Origin of the sequence: Bradyrhizobium sp. USDA 4541, from assembly GCF_024171085.1 — a bacterium.
Classification (GTDB): Bacteria; Pseudomonadota; Alphaproteobacteria; order Rhizobiales; family Xanthobacteraceae; genus Bradyrhizobium; species Bradyrhizobium australafricanum.
In genome coordinates this window covers 6,234,226-6,254,644 of sequence record NZ_JALJZF010000001.1, presented here as the reverse complement: position 1 = coordinate 6,254,644, position 20,419 = coordinate 6,234,226, and the positions used below count along the sequence as shown (strand labels likewise).

Here is a 20,419-nt window from a genome sequence, read left to right as displayed (position 1 = left end):
TGTCGCCGCAACCGGCGGGAATATCTGGATCAGAGGACCTTGAAGATCGCGAGCGCCAGCACCGCCTGGGCGAGGAAGCCGACCGTAAAGGCCAGGGTGCGGAACACCGGCAGGCCGAGCGTGTACACGATCAGGTGGGCGACGCGGGCCCAGAAATAGACGGCGCAGGCGAGCACGGTCCATTTGGTGGAATAGTCGGCCGCGTTGAGGATCAGGACCAGCGGCGCGAAGATCACGAGGTTCTCGACCGCGTTGTCATGGGCGAACATCAGCCGGTTGGCCCATTCCGCGTGCGGCTTGTCGTTGCGCGAGGGGTTGCCCATGGCGGCGGAGAGGCCGCGCACCTGGCAGCGGTTGATGATGTAGGGGATCCACAACAGCCCGGTCAGGATCACCGTCAGTGACAGCCAGAACAGTTCGCGCGTCATCGTCTCCCCCTCACGTGAATTCGATTCCCGACCGTCGGGACCGTCTGTTTATAGCTGAGCGGAAGAGTTGGCGCTACGCGCGGACGCGGACATAGCTGCCCGGGGCGTCCTCGAGCACCTGCGTGCCGTTGGAGCCGACCATGCGCGCCGGGACCGTCTCCGGGTCATGGCTTTCCAGCCAGCCGCGCCAGTCGGGCCACCACGAGCCCTTGTGCTCCTCGGCGCCCTTCAGCCAGTCGGCGAGCTTCATGTCCTTGATGTTGTCGTTGGTCCAGTACTGGTACTTGTTCGACGCGGGCGGATTGACCACACCGGCGATATGGCCGGAGCCGGACAGCACATATCTCACCGGGCCGCCGAAGAACTGCGAACCGTAGAGCACCGATTCCGCCGGCGCGATGTGATCCTCGCGGGCGGCGAGGTTGTAGACCGGCACCTTCACCTTCGACAGATCGAGCAGCGTGTTGTCCAGCACCATGGTGCCGGTCGACAGGCGGTTCTCCAGATAGCAGTTGCGCAGGTAGTAGGAGTGGTTCGACGACGGCATCCGCGTCGCATCCGAATTCCAGTGCAGCAGGTCGAACGAGGACGGCGTCTGGCCTTTCAGATAGTTGTTCACGACATACGACCAGATCAGGTCGTTCGAGCGCAGCATGTTGAAGGCCATCGCCATCTTGCTGCCCTCGAGCACGCCGGATTCCTGCATGTCGCGTTCGAGCGCCGAGATCTGGTCTTCGTCGACGAACACCAGGAGATCGCCGGCATGGGTGAAGTCGACCTGCGCGGCAAAGAACGTCGCCGATGTCACACGCTGGCGGCGCTTCTCGGCGAGATAGGCGAGCGTCGAGGCGAGCAGGGTGCCGCCGACGCAATAGCCGGCGGTGTGCACCTTCATCTCGCCGGTGACCTTCTCGATGACGTCCATCGCCGTCAGCGGGCCTTCGGTCATGTAGTCGGCCCAGGTCTTCTTGCCGAGCTCCTTGTCCGGATTGACCCAGGAGATCACGAACACCGTGATGCCCTGGTCGACGCACCATTTGATGTAGGATTTCTCGGGGCGCAGATCGAGGATGTAGAACTTGTTGATCCAGGGCGGCACGATCAGCAGCGGCGTGCGCAGCACGTTCTCGGTCGCCGGCGAATACTGGATCAGCTGCATCAGCTCGTTCTGGAAGATCACCTTGCCCGGCGTCGTCGCCATGTTGACGCCGACCTCGAGATTGCTCGAGTCGGACTGGCGGATCCGCAGCGTGCCGTGGCCGGCCTCGATATCCTCGGCCAGCATCTTCATGCCGCGCACCAGATTGTCGCCATTGGTCTCGACGGTGGCGCGCAGCACCTCCGGATTGGTCAGCACGAAATTCGACGGCGCCAGCGCGTCGGTGATCTGCTGGACGTAGAATTCGGCCTTCTTGCGCGTGTGAGGATCGATCCCGTCGGCGTCATGGACCAGCTGCTGCGCCCATTTCGAGGTCAGCAAATAGAGCTGCAGGATGAAGTCGAAGAACTGGTTCGACTTCCATTCCGGATCCTGGAAGCGCTTGTCGCGCGGGGCCGGGGCGATCGCCGGCTTGGCATCGGCCTCGCCGGCCATGCGGCGCACCGCCGAGCCCCAGAGATCGAGATAGTCCTTGCCGAGCTGCATCTGCAGCGACGAGGCGCGCTCCTTGTCGGACAGCCAGTATTCGGCGATCACGCTGAAGGTCTTGATGACCTCACCGAGCTCATTCGGCGGCTTGTCGCGGACTTCTCCGGTCTGGCGCGGCTTGAGATAGGCTGCCAGCGCCTGGCCGCTGCTCTCCATCGCCCGCGCGATGTTCATGGCGAAGGCTTCGGCGTTGAATTTCGGGGTGGCCTGGGTGTCGGTACTAACGTTGCTCATCTGAGGTACAATATCGCGTCGTTTGGAGGGCGTCATCGCGCGGTGCGGCAACGCAAATCAGTCAAAATCCAGCATTTCGCTCTGTTGCGGTGCGAGAAAAAATCTTTGTTCCGTCATATTGAAGCCTCAGGGGGCGCTTTTGGTGTTCCCGCTTTAAGCGTTTCGGGCGACAATGGTTTGAAACGCTAAAGTCGAAATTAACGCAGCGGGGACGCTGCAAGGCTCGTACCAGTGCGACCCGTGTCGGCAACGTGCGACGTGCGCGCTAGCTTGTTGGGGACAATTCGGCGCATGCCGATCGATCGAATGAACAGGGGGCTCGCGGCCGCAGTGCTGCTCGCGTCGTTGGTGGCGCTGAGCGGGTGCTCGAGCACGATCGCCGATATGACGATGCCGGCCGATGCGCCGGCGCGCGAGAAGGACGCCGCCGGCTACCTGCCGGTCCATGATCTTCCGCCCGACCGCGCCGACCCGACGATCAAGCCGGCGGACCAGGCCAAGATCGAGCAGGAGCTGATTGCCGCGCGCGCGCGCCAGGCCTCGACGGCTGCCCAAAGCGGGAAGTAGCGCCCGACAAACGGCCGATCAGCGCTGGCGCCGCCCGGTGTCCGTGCTAAAAGAAACCCAGTTCAACCGCAGATCCGGCCGCAGCCCCCAGATCGTGCGCCTGAATTCGCTCTAAGTCATTGATTCAGTGCGATTTCTGTCAGAGGCCGAGCCGGCTTCCGCAAACTACGCCAAGGGGGTCGATTCTGGCATCGCGGTTGTCGGAGCAAGGGTCCCATGGAAGATTTTTACCGCATTCGCCGTCTGCCGCCTTATGTCTTTGAGAAGGTCAACCAGGCCAAGGCGGCCGCGCGCAACGCCGGGGCCGACATCATCGACATGGGCATGGGGAACCCGGACCTGCCGACCCCGCCGCATGTGATCGAGAAGCTCAAGGAGACGCTGGGCAAGCCGCGGACCGACCGCTACTCGGCCTCGCGCGGCATCAACGGCCTGCGCAAGGCCCAGGCCGCCTATTATGCGCGCCGCTTCGGCGTCAAGCTCAACCCCGACACCCAGGTGGTTGCGACGCTCGGCTCGAAGGAGGGGTTTGCCAACGTCGCGCAGGCGATCACGGCGCCCGGCGACGTCGTGCTGTGCCCCAATCCGAGCTACCCGATCCATGCCTTCGGCTTCCTGATGGCGGGCGGCGTGATCCGCTCGGTGCCCTCGGAGCCGACGCCGCAGTTCTTCGAGGCGGTCGAGCGGGCGATCATCCATTCGATCCCGAAGCCGATTGCGCTGATCGTCTGCTATCCGTCGAACCCGACCGCCTATGTCGCGGACCTCGACTTCTACAGGGACCTCGTCGCGTTCGCGAAGAAGCACGACATCTTCATCCTGTCCGATCTCGCCTACGCCGAGGTTTATTTCGACGAGAACAATCCGCCGCCATCGGTGCTGCAGGTGCCCGGCGCGATCGACGTCACCGTCGAGTTCACCTCGATGTCGAAGACGTTCTCGATGGCCGGCTGGCGCATGGGCTTCGCGGTCGGCAATGAGCGGATCATCGCGGCGCTGGCGCGGGTCAAATCCTATCTCGATTATGGCGCGTTTACGCCGGTCCAGGTGGCGGCGACCGCGGCGCTGAACGGTCCCGACGACTGTATCCGCGAGATGCGCGACACCTACCGCAAGCGCCGCGATGCGCTGGTCGAGTCATTCGGCCGCGCGGGCTGGGACATTCCGCCGCCGCAAGCCTCGATGTTCGCCTGGGCGCCGCTGCCCAAGGCGTTCGAGGCGGTCGGCAGCATGCAGTTCGCGACCCTGATGGTGGAGAAATCCGGTGTCGTGGTGTCGCCGGGCGTTGCGTTCGGCGAGCATGGCGAGGGCTATGTCCGCATCGCGATGGTGGAGAACGAGCAGCGCATCCGGCAGGCCGCGCGCGGTGTGCGCCGCTTCCTTGAAAGCGGCATCGAAACGTTGCACAACGTCGTTCCTCTCGCCAACCGACGCTAATCCTTCCAGGTTGCTTAATCTCCAGGTCCCTTAAATCCATGGTCGCACCCCTGAACGTGGGCATAGCGGGGCTCGGCACCGTCGGTGCCGATGTCGTCCGCCTCATCGAAACGCAAGGACGGGCGCTGGCCGAGCGCAGCGGCCGCGGCGTTCGCGTCGTCGCAGTCACGGCGCGCTCGAAAGCCAAGAAGCGTGGCCTCGACCTGCGCGGCATCGCCTGGGCGAAGAGCCCCGAGGCGCTCGCCGAGGATCCCGATATCGACTGCTTCGTCGAATTGATGGGCGGCGCCGGAGATCCCGCGCTGTCCGCGATCGAGACCGCGCTGAAGGCCGGCAAGTCGGTCGTCACCGCCAACAAGGCGCTGATCGCCAAGCATGGACTGCGTCTCGCCGCGGCTGCCGAAAAGCACGGCGGCGCGCTGAATTTCGAGGCGGCGGTCGGTGCGGCGATCCCGGTCATCAAGACGCTGCGCGAGGGCCTCGCGGGCACCAGCGTCAACCGCGTCTACGGCATCCTCAACGGCACCTGCAATTACATCCTGACCCGGATGGAGCAGGAGGGCCTGTCGTTCGAGGAGTGTCTCAAGGACGCCCAGCGTCTCGGCTATGCCGAAGCCAACCCGTCGTTCGACGTCGATGGTCACGACACCGCGCAGAAGCTCGCGATCCTGGCCAGCCTCGCCTTCGGAACCAAGGTTGCGGAAAGCGCGGTTTACGTCGAAGGCATCTCCTCGATCACGCCGGAAGACCTCAAGGCCGCCGCGGAACTCGGTTACCGGGTCAAGCTGCTCGGCGTCGCGGTGCGCACGGCAAAGGGCATTGAGCAGCGCGTGCACCCGACCATGGTGCCGAAATCATCGTCGATCGCGCAGGTGATGGGCGTCACCAATGCGGTCGCGATCGACGGCGAGGGGATTCCGCCGATCACGCTGGTGGGACCCGGCGCCGGCGGCGGCGCGACGGCCTCCGCCGTGGTCGCCGACATCGCCGACGTCGCCCGCGGCATCCGCGCCAAGCCGTTCGGCCGTCCGGTGGAGCGGTTGCGCGAGACCACCAAGGCGCCGATGGAACGCCATGAGGGTGGCTATTATATCCGCCTGATGGCGCGTGATCTTGCAGGCACTGCCGCAACAATCGCCACCCGGCTGGCGGAACAGAAGATATCTCTGGAATCCATCGTGCAACGGCACCCGGATGGCGTCGATGTGAACGGTGCGGCCAAAAAACCTTCACCGGTCCCGGTCATTCTGATTACCTATGCGACCAGCGAGGATGCCGTGCATCGTGCGCTGGCCGCAGTGCAGCGCGATAAGGTCATCAGCGGCCGGCCGCAGGTGATCCGGATCGAGAAAAACTAGCGCATGGCCTGAACGGGTCGGGCGTGAGACGATTGATGCGGGCAGGCTGGCCTGTCCCAGAGGCTTAAGGAGTACGCCGATGTCGACCCATATTTCCGTTCCGCCGCAGATGCTGCTCGAGCGCATCCTGACGCTCGAAATCGTGCGCGTGACGGAGCGCGCTGCGGTGTCGGCCGCGCGGCTGCGTGGCCACGGCCAGGAGAAGGCCGCCGACAAGGCCGCGGTCGACGCGATGCGGCGCGAGCTCAACAAGCTGCCGATCGAGGGGACGGTCGTAATCGGCGAGGGTGAGCGCGACGAGGCGCCGATGCTGTTCATCGGCGAGAAGGTCGGCCTCAATGCCGGCCCCAAGGTCGACATCGCGGTCGACCCGCTCGAGGGCACCACGTTGTGCGCCAAGAACATGCCGGGCTCGATCGCCACCATGGCGATGGCCGATGGCGGCACGCTGCTGCACGCGCCCGACGTCTACATGCAGAAGATCGCGATCGGCCCGGGCTACGCCAAGAATGTGATCGAACTCGACGCGCCGCCGGCCGACAATGTCCGCCGGCTCGCCAAGGCCAAGGGCGTCGACCCGACCGCCATCAACGTGCTGGTGCTCGATCGTCCGCGCCATGCCGACATCATCAACAGCGTGCGTTCGACCGGCGCTGCCGTGCAGCTGATCACCGACGGCGACGTCGCCGGCGTCATTCACTGCGCCAAGCCTGATGAGACCGGCGTCGACATGTATATCGGCACCGGCGGTGCGCCCGAGGGCGTGCTCGCGGCGGTCGCGCTGCGCTGCATTGGCGGCCAGATGCAGTGCCGCCTGATCCTCGACACCGAGGAGAAGCGCGAGCGCGCGCACAAGATGGGCGTCACCGATCCGAAGATGATCTACGGCATCGAGGACATGGCCAAGGGCGACTGCCTGTTCGCCGCTACCGGCGTCACCACCGGCTCGCTGCTGACCGGCGTGAAGTTCAAGAAGGACGTGATCGAGACCGAGACGGTCGTGATGCGCTCGGTCACCGGCACCGTGCGCTACATCAAGGCCGAACATCGGCAGCTTGAGAAATTCCACCTGGATTGAGGACGAGCCTACAACAACCGTCATTCCGGGGCGCGCGAAGCGCGAACCCGGAATCTCGAGGTTCCGGGTTCGATGCTTCGCATCGCCCCGGAACGACGGACCAAAAACAACAACAAGGGAGACGCGCATGTCCGATCTGTCCGGGGTCAAGGCGCTGGTGTTCGACGTGTTCGGGACCGTGGTCGACTGGCGCACCAGCCTGATCAACGACTTCACCAGATGGGGCGAGACGCGCGGTATCAAGGCCGATTGGACGGCGCTGGTCGACGGCTGGCGCGCGGTCTATGCGGCCTCGATGGACGAGGTGCGCAAGAACCCGCAGAACGGCTACGTCATCCTCGACGTATTGCACCGCCGCTCGCTGGAAAAACTCGTCGCGCAATTCGACATCAAGGGGCTGAGTGAGGCCGATTTGCAGCATCTGACGCTGGGCTGGCATCGCCTGCACGGGTGGCCCGACAGCGTCGCCGGCCTGACCCGGCTGAAGACCAAATACATCATCTCGCCGCTCTCCAACGGCAACGTCGCGCTGCTCACCAACATGGCGAAGTTCGCAGGCCTGCCCTGGGACCTCGTGATGTCGGCCGAACTGTTCGAGCACTACAAGCCCGATCCGGAAACCTATCTCGGCGCCGCGAAGCTGCTCTGCCTGCCGCCGGAGCAGGTGATGATGGTCGCCGCCCACAATTACGACCTGAAGCACGCGCAGAAGCTCGGCCTGAAGACCGCCTTCGTGGCGCGTCCGACCGAATACGGTCCGCTGCAGAAGTACGATTTCGAGGCCACCGGCGAGTGGGACATCGTGGCCAAGGATTTCGGGGAAATCGCCAGCCGAATGGGCTGCTAGAACTGGTCCACAAATCATCGAAGCGTTACGATTCCTGCCGGACGCATCGGCCCTGATTGGATCAGGACCGATGTTCCGGATTTTTGTTTGACGCGTTTTCTTCACGCGAACCGGTGCCCACTTCGCTTGAAAACGCTCTGTTCGGAAGGGCTCATGACGCTGCACGCATCCGCACTGCCCGTCGAGGCGCCACAGGCGTTCCTCGGCGTGACGCGGTCGCTGACCGGAAAACTCTGGCGCGACCGGCTGGATGCGCGCGGGGCGGCGCGGGCGCTCGCGATCGTGCAGCGCTATCAATTGCCGGAAATGCTGGCGCGCGTGCTGGCGGGGCGCGACGTCGGGATCGACGAGGTTCCCGACTTCCTCGACCCGACCATCCGCAAGCTGATGCCGGATCCTCACACGGTCACCGAGATGGAGCACGCGGCCAAGCGCATCGCGGATGCCGCGGTGCGCGGCGAGAAGGTTGCGATCTTCGGCGACTACGATGTCGACGGTGCGACCTCGGCCGCGCTGCTGACCTGGCATCTGCGCCACTGCGGGCTGGACCCGCTGATCCACATTCCCGACCGCATTTTCGAAGGCTACGGGCCGAACGTCGACGCCGTGCGTGCGCTGGCGGCGAAGGGCGCGACGCTGCTGGTCACGGTCGATTGCGGCACCACCAGCATCGAGCCGCTGGCGGAAGCCAGGAAGCTCGGGATGTCGGTCGTCGTGATCGATCATCACCAGACCGGCGATGTGTTGCCCGAGGTCGATGCACTGGTGAATCCGAACCGGCCCGACGATCTCTCCGGGCTCGGCCATCTCGCAGCGGTCGGCCTCGTGCTGGTGACCTTGGTCGCGGTGAATCGCGAACTGCGCCAGCGCGGCTTCTGGACCGGCGAGATGCCGGAGCCGGACCTGCTCAGCGTGCTGCATCACGTCGCGCTCGGCACCGTGGCCGACGTCGCGCCGCTGATCGGGCTCAACCGGGCCTTCGTCGCCAAGGGCCTGATCGCGATGCGTCGCCGCGACCATGTCGGCCACACCGCGCTGATGGATGTCGCGCGCCTGAACGGCCCGCCGGAGGCCTGGCATCTCGGCTTCATGCTGGGACCGCGCATCAATGCCGGCGGCCGGATCGGGCGCGCCGATCTCGGCGTGCGGCTATTGCTCGAAGGCGATATCTCGGAAGCTGCGCGGATCGCGGCCGAGCTCGATCGCCTCAATGCCGAACGGCGCGTGATCGAGCAGGCGGCCGAGGCGCAGGCCGAGGCCGAGGCGCTGGCTTCGCTCGGGCTCGAGGACAAGGGCGCTGTCATCGTCACCGCGGCGGAAGGCTGGCATCCCGGCGTGGTCGGGCTTGTGGCGGCGCGGCTGAAGGAGAAGTTCGCGCGTCCTGCGTTCGCGATCGCGCTGGAGCCCGGCGGCATCGGCACCGGATCGGGCCGCTCGATCGGCGGCGTCGATCTCGGCAAGGCGGTGCGGCAGGCGGTGCACGACGGCCTTTTGATGAAGGGCGGCGGGCACGCGATGGCGGCCGGCGTCACGCTGCGCAAGGAGAAGCTCGCCGAATTCCGCGCTTACATGGAGAGCGCGCTGGCGGCCGACGTCGCCAATTCGCGGCACGAGAACGAGCTGTTCATCGACGGCGCCGTAACCGCGCGCGCGGTGACGCCGGAGTTCGCCGCGACGCTCAATCGTGCTGGCCCGTTCGGCAGCGCCAATCCGGAGCCGGTGATCGCGCTGCCGTCGCATCAGTTGGTCTATGCCGACGAGGTCGGGCAGGCGCATCTGCGGCTGCGTTTCAAGTCCGGCGACGGCTCCATCGTCAACGGTATCGCCTTCCGCTCCGTCGGACAGAAGCTCGGCAGCGCCTTGACGCAAAATCGCGGCCAGCAATTGCACGTGGCGGGCTCTCTTGCGGTCGACCGTTGGCAAGGCACCGAACGTGTGCAATTCCGTGTCCTCGACGTCGCGGTGCCGGATCAGGGCCCGACGGTGATCCGATAAGAAACGTTGGGAGAGGACATGTCAGGACAGGTTGAAGGCAAGGTCGCGCTGGTGACCGGCGGCGCATCGGGCATTGGCGAGGCCATCGTTGAATTGCTCGCGCAGGAAGGCGCGACCGTTATTGCGACCGATATCGATGAGTTGAGGGGACCCGAGCTCGCCGCGCGGCTCACCAAGGCCGGGCGGAACGTGACCTTCTTGCCGCAGGACGTCACCAGCGAGGAGCGCTGGATCGAAATCATCAGTGAGATCGGCAAGCGCCATGGCCGCCTCGATATCATGGTCTCGAATGCCGGCATCGGCATCGGAGCGCCCTCGATTGTCGAGATGTCGCTCGCGGACTGGCGCCGCCAGACCGCCATCAATATCGACGGCGTATTCCTGTCGGTGAAGCACTCGCTGCCGCTGATGCGCAAGCATGGCGGCGGCTCCATCATCATGATGTCGTCGCTGGCCGGCCTGCGCGGCGCGGCGACGCTCTCCGGCTACAGCGCGACGAAGGGCGCGGTGCGGCTGTTCGCCAAGTCGATCGCGATGGAATGCGCGCAGATCGGCGACGGCATCCGCGTCAACTCGGTGCATCCCGGCATCATCGACACGCCGATCTGGGGCAAGATCCCGACCGGCGCGACCGGCGCCGGCCAGAACGCGCCGATCGATCCGGAGGAGCGCGCGAGGTTCGCCACACCGCTGGGCCGCGCCGGCCAGGCCATCGAGATCGCCCAGGGCGTGCTCTATCTCGCTTCCGACGCGTCGCGTTACGTCACAGGCAGCGAGCTCGTGATCGACGGCGGCATGAATGCCGGCGGCGTCGTGCGGCAGCCTGCGAGCCGGTAGGAGCGAACTGTCGTAGCCCGCATGAGCGGAGCGATATGCGGGAAATGCGTCCCCGGGTATCGCTTTCGCTCACCCGGGCTACGCGGATCGCATGATGGCTACCCGCCTTGCCGTAGCCGCGCCAGCACCTTGAGCCCGCCGTAACCGTCGGCGGGCAACAGGCCCATCTTGATCTGAAAATCCTTGATCGCCTTCATGGTGTCGTTGCCGACGCGGCCGTCGGTGCCGCCGGTGTCGAAGCCGGCCTTGGTCAGCCGCGTCTGCATCTCCTGCACCTCGGCGAGCGTCAGCGCGCGCTCCGAGCCCGGGAAGGGCTGGATGAAGGGCGGCCCGCCGAGGCAGCGATCGCCGAGATGGCAGATCGCCAGCGCGTAGTTCATCGACGGGTTGTAGCTCTTCACCGAATTGAAGTTCGGACCGAGCAGGAAGGCCGGGCCCCCCGCGACCGGGATCCACAGTTGCGCTGATGCGTTCGGCTGCGGAAACGGCTGGCCGTCGGCTCTGACGACGCCGGCGCTGGCCCAGGCCGCATAGGTGCGGCTGCCGCCGGTGCCGCCGCCGGGCGCGCGGACCTCGTAGCCCCAATGCTCGCCGCGGTGCCACTTGCCGCGGTTGACGAGATATTTCGCGGTCGAGCCCAGCGCGTCGTCGGGCCGGCCGAACGGCGAGACCTTGCCGTCGCCGTCATAGTCGAAGCCGACATTGAGCCAGACTTCCGGCATCCACTGCGAATGACCCATCGCGCCGGCCCAGGAGCCGTTCATCTCCTCAGGCGTGCTCCAGCCGCGCTGCACGATCTTCATCGCGTTGATCAGCTCGGTCTCCCAATAGGCCTTGCGGCGCGGCTCGTTCCAGGCGAGCGCCGCCAGCGAGGGAAACACCGGCGTCATGTGGTTCTGCTGCACCAGCGGATCGCCATAGGCCGACTCGACGCCCCACAGCGCGAGCAGCGTGCCGCGCTCGACGCCGAAGTCGCGTTCGATCCGGCCGAACAGCGCCTCGTTCTTCTTCAGCGCCTCCTTGCCGTGAATGACCCGCCAGTCGGAGACGCGGCGATTGATGTACTGCCAGATCTGCTCGTGGAATTCAGGCTGGTTACGCATCTGCCTGAACACGCTCATGTCGGGCTCGATCCGCCCCATGCAGCGATTCCAGGTCGCCTCCGAAATGCCTTTTGCGAGCGCGCGGGCGCGAAAATTGTCGCGCCACTGGTCGAAGCCCGGAGGGGCGGCGGCGAGCGCGCCGAGCGGATTGACGAGCGCCACGCCGGCCGCGAGCCCGGCCATCAGGACGGCGCGGCGGGCAGGGGATTTCGGAGAATCAGGCTGTTTCATCGGGCCAGTGTAGCGGCGCCGATCGGGTGAGCCAAAAGCCACGCCGCCGCAGGAGCTATGTATCTTGCAAATCTGTGGCGATTTTTGACAGCCATTGCCGGACAATTTGCTCCGACCTCGCGTCGAGGCTAGCGGCGAGCCGCCGCTCCTGGGCCTGGGCGATCTGCCGGCATTTCTCCAGCAGCGCGGTTCCATGGCCGGTCAGGGTCCATTGCAACACGCGGCCGTGGACGGGGTGCGGCGTCTTGCCGATCGCGCCGTCGCGCTCGAGGTTGCGGATGATCACGCTGACGGTCTGCGGCGTCAGCAGCGCGACGCGAGCCAGATCGGCGCCTGAGAGCCCCGGATAGGCTTTCAGCATCGTCAGCACGACGAATTGCGGCGAGGTGACGCCGAGCCGTCCCAGCTGGCGCTCCATCGACAGCCGCGAGGCCGCGTGGGCCTGACGCAGCAGATAGGCGAGATAGCCCTGCTCGCCGCGCTTGCCTTCGCCCGGCGCGGGAACGGAAGGGGCGAACATGACGTCGCCTGCGCTCGATCCCGCATTCGCTGCGGCCCGTCGACCGGCGGCTTTTCCGACCGGGCGCCGCTCGGCGGTGCCCGATTTGCCTCGTTTCCGCATTGCCGCCATGTCGCGTGCTGCCGCCTTTGCCGATGTCCGCATCTTGCCGACGATATCAGAGCTCTGATAATATCTCAGTACACTGATAACATGAGGCTAGGCCAATGTCACATGCCCGCAAGGAATACACCGACTTCGAGAAGCTCGCGCCCGACGTCTTCGCCGCGGTGCGCGCGCTCGGCCAGTTCGCGGCGAAGGCCGGCCTCGACAAGCAGCTGCTCGAACTCGTCAAGCTGCGCGCCTCGCAGATCAACGGCTGCGCGTTCTGCGTGCAGTATCACATCCTGCAGGGCGAGAGCCTCGGCGTGCCCGCCGACAAGCTGAACCTCGTCGTGGTGTGGCGCGAGGCGCCGCAGTTCACGCCGCGCGAGCGCGCCGCGCTGGCCTGGACCGAAGCGTTGACGACCCTGCCGAACGGCGTCAGCGACGAGGTCTATGCGCAGGCCACCACCGAATTTTCCGAGCAGGAGCTGACTTACCTGACCTCGGCGATCGCATCGATCAATGTCTGGAACCGGTTCGGCGCGGCCTATCGCTGGACGCCGCCGCCGCGCCGGCAGCGTGCGGACGCGGCGGCTTCGTAACGTCGAGGCGGATCAAACGGCAACCGACAGGGAGAAAAGCAATGACCTCGATGGCAATGACACCATCCCTTCCATTCGCGCGGCCGCCGCGGCCGGTCATGCTGGCCGTGATCGCGGGACTGGTCTCCGCCTTCGTGATCGGGAAGGCACTGCCGACCCCGATGGACGCGATCTCCTCCGTCATCGCGCCGCTGTGCGCCAGCGCCAATGCGGCGTCGCCGCTCGACAAGGTCGAGGTCATCAGCTCGCATGCGCTGCCCAATGTGGCGGGCAAGCGTGTCACGGTGGTGCGCGTGTTCTATGGTCCCGGTGGCTTCACGCCGCCGCACCGCCATTCCGGTTCGGTGACGGCCTACATCACCAAGGGTGAAATCCGCTCCCAGCTCGGTGGCGGGCCGGTCGAGACCTTCAAGGTCGGCCAGTCCTTCTTCGAGCCGCCGGGTTCGACCCACATGGTCTCGGCCAATGCGAGCACGACGGAGCCGGCGGAACTGATCGCGGTGTTCGTGGCGGACGAGGGCGCGCAGCTGACCACGATGCTCGAATAGCGATCGGTGGGCGCTCGCTCTGCAAGACGTGCGCACTGGACCAGTTTGGGGCCCAGTTCGCGTGAAACTGGACCTTGCGCGCAACGGGGCGTGTCGATTGATTGCACGACAGGTTGCGGCGACGGTTGCCGACGATGGACAAATCGATGATCAGTCTGAAGGGGCTCTCTGCCTTCCCGATCACACCTTCGAACCGGGATGGGCGGGTTGACGTGGGTGCGCTCCGCGCCTTGCTCGACCCCTTGATTGCGGCGAAGGTGGATTCGGTCGGGCTGCTCGGAAGCACCGGCTCATATCCGTATTTCAGCCGCGATGAGCGGCGGCGCGCCGTGCAGGCGGCGACCGCCTTGGCGGACGGCAACACACCAATACTGGTTGGCATCGGCGCACTACGCACCGACGATGCGGTGCGGCTGGCTCAAGATGCGCGTGATGCCGGCGCGACGGCGGGCCTGCTGGCGGCGGTTTCCTATACGCCGCTGACCGATGACGAGGTCTTTGAGCATTTTCAAACCGTGGCCCGCCAGAGCGGGTTGCCGATCGTCATCTATGACAATCCCGGAACGACTCATTTTCAATTCACGCCGGCTCTCATCGGCCGTCTGAGCCGGGTCGAGGGAATCGTCGCGGTGAAAAGTCCGGCGCTGGATGCCTCGACCGTGGCGGGCCATCTCGGGGAATTGCGGGCTGTGGTTCCGGACGGCGTTGCGTTGGGCTACAGCGCCGACTGGAATTGCACCGAGGCACTGCTGGCAGGTGGAGATACCTGGTACAGCGTTCTCGCGGGAATCTTTCCGAAGGTCTGCGTGGACATCGTTCGCGCTGCGAGGAGCGGCGATGCGGCCCGGGCGCGAGAGCTCAACGCGCGTCTGCAGCCGATTTGGGATCTGTTCAGGACATATTCCAGTCTGCGTGTTGTCTACGCACTTGCCAATCTCAGAGGGATCTGCGCGGCCGAGCCTCCACGTCCGATATTGCCGCTGCCCGCGGACGCTCAGAGGCGCGTCAAGGAGACGTTGGCTGCGATGGAGATCGACTGATCGCAACCACGGCGGAGGGCGCTAGATGCCGGCGCGCGCCAGCGGGTCGCGGCCGAACCAGTTGTCACCCTTCGATCCCGGCAGCACGCTCAGCGTTGCAACGAGCGCCAGATAGGGGATCCAGTATTTGACGTGCAGCGCGGCGGCGAGGTGGGGAACGGCGAGGATCGTCAGCGCCCACCAGCCCGAGACGTTGAGGTCGTGCAGCCGCTTCACCAGGATCGCGGCGAACGGCCACAATGACAGCATGAGCAGCAAGCGCAGGACGGACAACTCGTCGGCGGGCGGGCTGCTGTCATAATACCGTGGACCGGGGTCGAGCCTTACGCCGACGCGAATGACGAGCATGTCGACCAGCACGAGGCCGAAAAATCCCAGGCTGAATTCCTGCCGGCTGATGCGGCCTTTCACCGAAAGAAAGAACCAGCTGAAGGTCGAGAGCATGCTTGGTTGTGGTCCAGCCTGAATGGGCATCTGATAGAGACTTGCGTCCGATGGTCAAAGCGGGTCGGGTTCCCGCCGTTCTGCTTCCATCATGATCATTCAAGCTGGCAATTGTCGCCGCGACATGGCGGGCATCGACGCGATTCCGGATGGAACCTGCGGTGGGCGTTTGCACAATTTCGGAATAATGGAATAATGCCGCTGATTTGCCCGACGGGTCAAGTTGTCGTGTCGAACGTGTCGTGTCGAACGACGGCAGCCGCCGGCTACTTTGCATGGGGTTGTTTTCGATATTTTGGCAGTGCGCCCCGAACCGGTGTCCCCTTCGCTCGACAACACTCTAATTGCCGCCGCCTTCCTGGGTGTCGATGCGATGCACGACGTCGTCGGGCAGGGCATGGGCCACGGCGGCTGCAAGCCCGGGCTCCGGTCCGATCTCGCGGCCGCGGCCGCGGATCAGCCGCTCATAGGCCGACACCAGCGTGGTGTAGGGATTGACCCACAGCCAGCCGTCGCGCGTGAACAGCTGGACGTCGAAATGCAGATGCCGCGATGTGCCGTTGGGGTGGTCGAGATAGTTCGAGACCACGCCGATCTTCTCGCCCTCGCTGACGCGGCGTCCGTTGAGCAGGCCGTCTGCATCCATCACTGACGGGTTCATGTGCATGTAGCGGAAGCGGACATGCTCGGTGCGGGTGTTGACCTGCAACGTCGCGGCCTGCTGCTGCGCCGAGCGGATCACGATACTGTCGCGCACCGCAACGACCGCCTGCTGCTTGGGGTCGCAACCATCCTTGCTGTCGACAGGACATGCGCTGGGGCGGATGTCCTGGCCCTGATGGCCGTAGCCGCTGGCGCATTGGCCGACCTCGAAGCTGCGCGCCTCGCAGAAATTGTCTTGCCAGGGATACGTGTCGATGGCCGCGCCGGGCTTGCGCTTGGCGAAGGATTGCGAGTGGGCGAAGGCCGGCGCCTTCTCGAGCGGAAAGCGGATCTGCGAATAGACGGTGAAGTCGGCGTGGCCGCCTTGTTGCCTGCGGCCGCCGCTGCCCGCGACGATGTCGCCGCTCGGGTGGTAGGTGAAGTCGGCGGATTGCGCGGCCGGCCGCTCGGCGATGTCGGAGGCGACGTCGCTGCGTGGCCGTGACGGCTGGCCGCCGACAATGCGCAGGGCCCTCAGAAACCGCTCGGCGACCGGATAGGCCTCGCGGCAGGCCAGCCGCTTCGGCCGCGGCGCGCTGTCGAGGCACTGGATCGAGACGACATAGGGAATTCCGAAGCGGGTGAAGGCGTAGCGGACATAGCCCTCGCGAATGAAGCGGCGCAGGTCCGGAAACTGCGCGGCCAGCGTCTTGACCGGCTCGCCCTTGCCGCCGAGCCGGTCGGCGAGGTCGTAAACCAGGATCGAGCCGGAAATTTGCACCTCGACCGGCTTTGCAAATGTCCGCGGCGGCAGGCCGTCGCCGGCGCCGGGGTCGAGCGAGAACACGGCATCGTAGCCCGATGCACCGGCATGGAAGAAATCGACCGCGCGGAAGTCGGCCTGGTAGCGCGCGATCGACAGGCTGTCCGGCGCACCGTTTTGCCGCGCGTCGAGATAGCTTGCGGGGTCGAGCGGCAGCAGCACCGGGATCGGGCTCTGCGCAATGCCGGGAAACAGCGGCGCTGTCACCGCGTTCAACTGCACCAGCGCAGGCGTCGCCCGCGGATCGGTGGCGGGCACGCGGCGCTGGCCTGCGAAAGTGAAGCCGGCGGCGATGGCCGGGCGGCTGCCGATCTCCTGCCGCAGCTGGTCGAGCACGGCGCGCCATTCGACCCGCATGGCCGAGATCGATGCCGTTCGGAATTCGTCGGCATGGGCGCCGGGAAGAGGCGAGAGCAGGGCTGCCAGCCAGCAACTGACGAAGCTGACCACCTTCCTGTTCACTGCACACCCCGGGCTCATGTCTGATCGCCCGTAAGACTAAAGCAAGTTCCGGAAAAGTGTGTAGCGGTTTTCGCTAAAGTTGATGCTTAACCAACAAGTTGAGGCGCGGTGACGATTCATTTCAAATCCCACCGCGCCTCAAGCGCTCAGTCCTTGGCGCGTTCGACGTAGGAACCGTCTTCGGTCATGACCACGATGCGCGTGCCCGTGGTGATGTGCGGCGGCACGCCGGTGCGCAGGCCGTTGGACAGCATGGCCGGCTTGTAGGACGAGGAGGCGGTCTGGCCCTTGGTCACAGGCTCGGTCTCGACCACTTCCAGCGTCACGCGCTGCGGCAGCTGGATCGCGACCGGGTTGCCCTCGTGCATCGAGAGCTTCACGGTCATGTTCTCCTGCAGATACGGCGCGGACGAGCCGACGATCTCCTTGGAGACCTGGACCTGGTCGTAGTTGTCGTTGTTCATGAAGTGGAAGCCGTCGCCATCTTCATAGAGGTAGTTGTAGTTGTGGTCCTCGACGGTGGCCTTCTCGACCTGGTCGGTGGTCTTGTAGCGCTCCGAGACCTTCACGCCGTCGCCGATGCGGCGCATTTCGATCTGGCTGACCGGGGTGCCCTTGCCGGGATGAATGTTCTCGGCGGACAGGACCACATAGAGCTTGCCGTCCTGCTCGATGACGTTGCCCTTGCGGATGGAACTGGCGATGACTTTCAAAGGTGTTTTCCTGAATTTGAGAGCCTAAGGGCGCCAACCGGATCGGCAGCCCCTCGGCCATGGCGGCGATTTCGGGCTGCAACATACTGATTTGTCCCTGAGATGCCAGTCTTTTGCGGCCGAATTCGCAAGGTTGCCAACCGTCCCGGCCGTCCCGATCGGCCCTATTTTTCGGCCATGGGCTCATCCGTTTCATCGAATCTGCGGATGGGACGCGCGAGCCGTGGTTCAGGTTCAGCCACGCGCGCGCATGGACAAGGTGCGCGTCTTTCGACAAGAAGGGATCAGCCTCGCTGCGTTCCGCGGAGGCTCGGGCTGTGTAGGCTTATGAATTTGTGTGGAATCAATCGGTTGCGCGGGACTCTTGAGTGCGGATGGCGGCTCGTTGATGTTGAATCCGTGAGGATGCTCTGGCGATGACAGCTCATGACCGGCCGTCGCCCTGGTGGATGCCGCAGCGCTATGCCGACCGCAGGCCGTTCCTGCAGGCGCGGACGGCGATCACGCGAGCGCTGCGCGCCTGGTTCGAGGAGCAGGGATTTGCCGAGGTCGAGACCGCGATTCTGCAGATCTCGCCGGGCAACGAGACCCATCTGCACGCTCCCCGCACCGAGCTCAGGCAGGCCGATGGCTCACATGCGCCGCGCTATCTGCGCACCTCGCCGGAGTTCGCCTGCAAGAAGCTGCTCGCGGCCGGCGAGCCGAAGATCTACGAGTTCGCGCGGGTGTTCCGCGACCGCGAGCGCGGCGACCTGCATCTGCCCGAATTCACCATGCTGGAATGGTACCGCGCCAATGCCGGCTATGACGCCATCATGGCCGACACGATCGTGGTGATCGCCCATGCGGCTCAGGCGACCGGGATCGGCCGGTTTTCATTCCGCGGCAGGACGGCCGATCCGTTTGCGGAGCCGGAGTTGTTGACGGTCGCGGCAGGTTTCGAGCGCTTCGCCGGCATCGATCTCCAGGCGACGATCTCAGGCGGCGAAGGCGACCGCGAAGCGCTGGCGTCGGCTGCAGCAGCGCGGGTGCGGGTTGCAGATGACGACACCTGGTCCGATATCTTCAGTAAGGTGCTGGTCGAGCATATCGAGCCTCATCTGGGACAGGGCCGTCTGACGGTGCTGTTCGAATATCCGTCGCCAGAGGCCGCGCTGGCGCGCACCAAGGCCGGCGATCAGCGGGTCGCCGAGCGTTTCGAGGTCTATGCCTGCGGCGTCGAGCTCGCCAACGGCTTCGGCGAGCTGACCGACGCGGCCGAGCAGCGCCATCGTTTCACCGCAGCGATGGATGAGAAGGCCCGCCGTTATGGCGAGCGCTATCCGCTCGATGACGATTTCCTTGCCGCGGTCGGCCAGATGCCGGAGGCCAGCGGCGTCGCGCTCGGCTTCGACCGGCTGGTGATGTTGGCGAGCGGCGCGCCACGAATTGATCAGGTGGTCTGGACGCCGCCTGCGGGAGAGACATGAACAGGATCGATCCAAAACTGGCGGCGACGCTGCGACAGCCGCGCGAGCTGGTCGATGCCGGGCTCGCGCCGGTCGCAGCACTGGCCGGGCTCGAGCGGGTTGCTGCGCGCTACGCGGTCGCGGTGACGCCGGAGCTCGCCGCGCTGATTGATCCGGACGATCCCGCCGACCCGATCGCGCGGCAGTTCATCCCGAGCGCCGACGAACTCGTCGAGCAGCCGGGCGAGAACGCCGATCCGATCGGCGACGATGCGCATTCGCCGGTCGCCGGAATCGTGCATCGCTATCCCGATCGGGTGTTGTTCAAGCTCGTCCATGTCTGCGCGGTGTATTGCCGGTTCTGTTTCCGGCGCGAAATGGTCGGGCCGGGAAAGGCCTCGGCCTTGTCCGATGACGCCTACCGTGCGGCGCTGGATTACATCCGCAGCCATCCGGAGATCTGGGAAGTCATCCTGACCGGCGGCGATCCCTTGATGCTGTCGCCGCGCAGGCTGACCGAGATCATGGCCGATCTCGCCGACATCAATCATGTGAAGATCGTTCGCCTCCACACCCGTGTTCCGATCGCCGATCCGGGCCGTATCAATCCCGAGATGATCGCGGCACTGCGGGTCGAAGGCGCGACGACCTGGATTGCGATCCATGCCAACCATCCGCGTGAGCTGAGCAACAATGCCCGCGCAGCGTGCGCGCGCCTTGCAGACGCCGGCATTCCCTTGGTAAGCCAGTCCGTCCTGCTGCGCGGCGTCAATGATGATGCTGCGACGCTCGAGGCGCTGATGCGCGGCTTCGTCGAGTGCCGGATCAAGCCCTATTATCTGCATCACGGCGACCTTGCGCCCGGCACAGCGCATTTGCGCACCACGATCGAAGCCGGGCAGGAACTGATGCGGGCGTTGCGCGGGCGTGTGTCCGGACTTTGTCAGCCGGATTATGTGCTCGACATCCCCGGCGGCCACGGCAAAGCGCCGATCGGCCCGAGCTATTTGTCGCAGCCGGCTTCCCGCGAACGTGAAGATCCGATGGAACGGCGCTACCGTATCGTCGATTATTGTGGTGACGTTCATCTTTACCCGCCGCAATCCTGAGGCGGCGATGAGCGGGGCCGGGGACGGACGGCAGGAGCCGCCCGAGGATGAGGGCAACCGCAGCATCGAAAATGCTGTGATGTTCGGCTTCTTTGTGGTGCTGGTCGCCGCGGGAATCTGGCTCCTTGGCACGATGGCCGATATACGGAAGGTACAGGATTGCGCAGCGCAGGGGCGACGCAACTGTGCTACCGTCGAGGTGCCGGAACGGGCGCGATAGG

General features: G+C 65.3%; 20 protein-coding genes. 13 read left to right on the top strand and 7 right to left on the bottom strand.

Annotated features, from left to right (window positions below; translation table 11 throughout):
• Positions 1 to 29: 29 nt before the first annotated feature.
• Positions 30 to 428: an MAPEG family protein gene (locus J2R80_RS29810; RefSeq protein ID WP_076828695.1), complete on the bottom strand. Its 399-nt coding sequence runs from the start codon at positions 426 to 428 to the stop codon at positions 30 to 32.
• A 73-nt stretch (positions 429 to 501) separates the two neighbouring features.
• A complete protein-coding gene (locus tag J2R80_RS29805) occupies positions 502 to 2,310 on the bottom strand; it encodes an alpha/beta hydrolase (protein WP_253590335.1) in 1,809 nt (602 codons plus the stop codon).
• A gap of 291 nt (positions 2,311 to 2,601) precedes the next feature.
• Here J2R80_RS29805 and J2R80_RS29800 point away from each other — a divergent pair, with 291 nt between their 5' ends.
• From J2R80_RS29800 to J2R80_RS29770, 7 genes are all read left to right on the top strand, one after another.
• Entirely contained in the window at positions 2,602 to 2,877 is a 276-nt protein-coding gene (locus J2R80_RS29800; RefSeq protein WP_057018586.1) for a hypothetical protein, read from the top strand.
• Between the two features lie 216 nt (positions 2,878 to 3,093).
• Complete coding sequence (locus J2R80_RS29795) at positions 3,094 to 4,314, top strand: LL-diaminopimelate aminotransferase (RefSeq protein WP_092083451.1); 1,221 nt, start codon at positions 3,094 to 3,096, stop codon at positions 4,312 to 4,314.
• A gap of 38 nt (positions 4,315 to 4,352) precedes the next feature.
• The gene (locus J2R80_RS29790; protein WP_076828689.1) at positions 4,353 to 5,672 is read left to right on the top strand and encodes a homoserine dehydrogenase; all 1,320 of its coding nucleotides are present in this window, start codon (positions 4,353 to 4,355) and stop codon (positions 5,670 to 5,672) included.
• A 79-nt stretch (positions 5,673 to 5,751) separates the two neighbouring features.
• On the top strand, positions 5,752 to 6,750 hold the full coding sequence (gene glpX, locus J2R80_RS29785) for a class II fructose-bisphosphatase (RefSeq protein ID WP_050420275.1): 999 nt from the start codon (positions 5,752 to 5,754) through the stop codon (positions 6,748 to 6,750).
• Positions 6,751 to 6,877: 127 nt separating this feature from the next.
• Positions 6,878 to 7,597 (top strand): haloacid dehalogenase type II, encoded by a 720-nt coding sequence (locus J2R80_RS29780; RefSeq protein WP_057018584.1) that lies wholly within the window; start codon positions 6,878 to 6,880, stop codon positions 7,595 to 7,597.
• Positions 7,598 to 7,750: 153 nt separating this feature from the next.
• Positions 7,751 to 9,592, top strand: coding sequence for a single-stranded-DNA-specific exonuclease RecJ (recJ, locus tag J2R80_RS29775; protein WP_253639863.1), 1,842 nt, complete (start codon positions 7,751 to 7,753; stop codon positions 9,590 to 9,592).
• Between the two features lie 18 nt (positions 9,593 to 9,610).
• Positions 9,611 to 10,429: an SDR family NAD(P)-dependent oxidoreductase gene (locus J2R80_RS29770; RefSeq protein ID WP_076828684.1), complete on the top strand. Its 819-nt coding sequence runs from the start codon at positions 9,611 to 9,613 to the stop codon at positions 10,427 to 10,429.
• A gap of 98 nt (positions 10,430 to 10,527) precedes the next feature.
• Here J2R80_RS29770 and J2R80_RS29765 read toward each other — a convergent pair whose 3' ends face one another.
• Both J2R80_RS29765 and J2R80_RS29760 read right to left on the bottom strand, forming a co-directional pair.
• The gene (locus tag J2R80_RS29765; protein WP_057018581.1) at positions 10,528 to 11,763 is read right to left on the bottom strand and encodes a lytic murein transglycosylase; all 1,236 of its coding nucleotides are present in this window, start codon (positions 11,761 to 11,763) and stop codon (positions 10,528 to 10,530) included.
• A gap of 55 nt (positions 11,764 to 11,818) precedes the next feature.
• Positions 11,819 to 12,283 carry a MarR family winged helix-turn-helix transcriptional regulator gene (locus J2R80_RS29760; protein ID WP_245311608.1) on the bottom strand — a complete coding sequence of 155 codons (465 nt, stop codon included), beginning with the start codon at positions 12,281 to 12,283 and terminating at the stop codon, positions 11,819 to 11,821.
• Positions 12,284 to 12,489: 206 nt separating this feature from the next.
• Here J2R80_RS29760 and J2R80_RS29755 point away from each other — a divergent pair, with 206 nt between their 5' ends.
• The 3 genes from J2R80_RS29755 (at position 12,490) to J2R80_RS29745 (ending at position 14,557) form a co-directional block, all read left to right on the top strand.
• The gene (locus J2R80_RS29755; RefSeq protein ID WP_057018579.1) at positions 12,490 to 12,969 is read left to right on the top strand and encodes a carboxymuconolactone decarboxylase family protein; all 480 of its coding nucleotides are present in this window, start codon (positions 12,490 to 12,492) and stop codon (positions 12,967 to 12,969) included.
• A 41-nt stretch (positions 12,970 to 13,010) separates the two neighbouring features.
• Positions 13,011 to 13,517 (top strand): cupin domain-containing protein, encoded by a 507-nt coding sequence (locus J2R80_RS29750; protein WP_057018578.1) that lies wholly within the window; start codon positions 13,011 to 13,013, stop codon positions 13,515 to 13,517.
• 146 nt (positions 13,518 to 13,663) lie between these two features.
• A complete protein-coding gene (locus J2R80_RS29745) occupies positions 13,664 to 14,557 on the top strand; it encodes a dihydrodipicolinate synthase family protein (RefSeq protein ID WP_253639862.1) in 894 nt (297 codons plus the stop codon).
• Positions 14,558 to 14,578: 21 nt separating this feature from the next.
• Here J2R80_RS29745 and J2R80_RS29740 read toward each other — a convergent pair whose 3' ends face one another.
• From J2R80_RS29740 to efp, 3 genes are all read right to left on the bottom strand, one after another.
• Entirely contained in the window at positions 14,579 to 15,001 is a 423-nt protein-coding gene (locus tag J2R80_RS29740) for a DUF805 domain-containing protein (RefSeq protein ID WP_253639861.1), read from the bottom strand.
• Between the two features lie 340 nt (positions 15,002 to 15,341).
• The gene (locus J2R80_RS29735; RefSeq protein WP_253590331.1) at positions 15,342 to 16,946 is read right to left on the bottom strand and encodes a M23 family metallopeptidase; all 1,605 of its coding nucleotides are present in this window, start codon (positions 16,944 to 16,946) and stop codon (positions 15,342 to 15,344) included.
• Positions 16,947 to 17,074: 128 nt separating this feature from the next.
• Positions 17,075 to 17,641 carry an elongation factor P gene (efp, locus tag J2R80_RS29730; protein ID WP_016844580.1) on the bottom strand — a complete coding sequence of 189 codons (567 nt, stop codon included), beginning with the start codon at positions 17,639 to 17,641 and terminating at the stop codon, positions 17,075 to 17,077.
• 416 nt (positions 17,642 to 18,057) lie between these two features.
• On the opposite strand from efp, the gene epmA reads away from it, so the two are divergent.
• The 3 genes from epmA to J2R80_RS29715 are packed head-to-tail and all read left to right on the top strand — an operon-like array spanning position 18,058 to position 20,418.
• Positions 18,058 to 19,110, top strand: coding sequence for an EF-P lysine aminoacylase EpmA (gene epmA, locus J2R80_RS29725; protein ID WP_253590330.1), 1,053 nt, complete (start codon positions 18,058 to 18,060; stop codon positions 19,108 to 19,110).
• Positions 19,107 to 20,198, top strand: a complete 1,092-nt coding sequence (locus J2R80_RS29720; RefSeq protein WP_253590329.1) for a lysine-2,3-aminomutase-like protein — start codon at positions 19,107 to 19,109, stop codon at positions 20,196 to 20,198. The genes epmA and J2R80_RS29720 overlap by 4 nt, the downstream gene beginning before the upstream one ends.
• Positions 20,167 to 20,418, top strand: coding sequence for a hypothetical protein (locus J2R80_RS29715; protein WP_225644190.1), 252 nt, complete (start codon positions 20,167 to 20,169; stop codon positions 20,416 to 20,418). The genes J2R80_RS29720 and J2R80_RS29715 overlap by 32 nt, the downstream gene beginning before the upstream one ends.
• The last annotated feature ends 1 nt before the right edge of the window (position 20,419 follow it).

Bases quoted from the DNA above. Each gene is read 5' to 3' on its own strand.
- J2R80_RS29810 (WP_076828695.1), bottom strand. From the start codon at position 428: ATGACGCGCGAACTGTTCTGGCTGTCACTGACGGTGATCCTGACCGGG.
- J2R80_RS29805 (WP_253590335.1), bottom strand. From the start codon at position 2,310: ATGAGCAACGTTAGTACCGACACCCAGGCCACCCCGAAATTCAACGCC.
- J2R80_RS29800 (WP_057018586.1), top strand. From the start codon at position 2,602: ATGCCGATCGATCGAATGAACAGGGGGCTCGCGGCCGCAGTGCTGCTC.
- J2R80_RS29795 (WP_092083451.1), top strand. From the start codon at position 3,094: ATGGAAGATTTTTACCGCATTCGCCGTCTGCCGCCTTATGTCTTTGAG.
- J2R80_RS29790 (WP_076828689.1), top strand. From the start codon at position 4,353: ATGGTCGCACCCCTGAACGTGGGCATAGCGGGGCTCGGCACCGTCGGT.
- glpX (WP_050420275.1), top strand. From the start codon at position 5,752: ATGTCGACCCATATTTCCGTTCCGCCGCAGATGCTGCTCGAGCGCATC.
- J2R80_RS29780 (WP_057018584.1), top strand. From the start codon at position 6,878: ATGTCCGATCTGTCCGGGGTCAAGGCGCTGGTGTTCGACGTGTTCGGG.
- recJ (WP_253639863.1), top strand. From the start codon at position 7,751: ATGACGCTGCACGCATCCGCACTGCCCGTCGAGGCGCCACAGGCGTTC.
- J2R80_RS29770 (WP_076828684.1), top strand. From the start codon at position 9,611: ATGTCAGGACAGGTTGAAGGCAAGGTCGCGCTGGTGACCGGCGGCGCA.
- J2R80_RS29765 (WP_057018581.1), bottom strand. From the start codon at position 11,763: ATGAAACAGCCTGATTCTCCGAAATCCCCTGCCCGCCGCGCCGTCCTG.
- J2R80_RS29760 (WP_245311608.1), bottom strand. From the start codon at position 12,283: ATGTTCGCCCCTTCCGTTCCCGCGCCGGGCGAAGGCAAGCGCGGCGAG.
- J2R80_RS29755 (WP_057018579.1), top strand. From the start codon at position 12,490: ATGTCACATGCCCGCAAGGAATACACCGACTTCGAGAAGCTCGCGCCC.
- J2R80_RS29750 (WP_057018578.1), top strand. From the start codon at position 13,011: ATGACCTCGATGGCAATGACACCATCCCTTCCATTCGCGCGGCCGCCG.
- J2R80_RS29745 (WP_253639862.1), top strand. From the start codon at position 13,664: ATGATCAGTCTGAAGGGGCTCTCTGCCTTCCCGATCACACCTTCGAAC.
- J2R80_RS29740 (WP_253639861.1), bottom strand. From the start codon at position 15,001: ATGCTCTCGACCTTCAGCTGGTTCTTTCTTTCGGTGAAAGGCCGCATC.
- J2R80_RS29735 (WP_253590331.1), bottom strand. From the start codon at position 16,946: ATGAGCCCGGGGTGTGCAGTGAACAGGAAGGTGGTCAGCTTCGTCAGT.
- epmA (WP_253590330.1), top strand. From the start codon at position 18,058: ATGACAGCTCATGACCGGCCGTCGCCCTGGTGGATGCCGCAGCGCTAT.
- J2R80_RS29720 (WP_253590329.1), top strand. From the start codon at position 19,107: ATGAACAGGATCGATCCAAAACTGGCGGCGACGCTGCGACAGCCGCGC.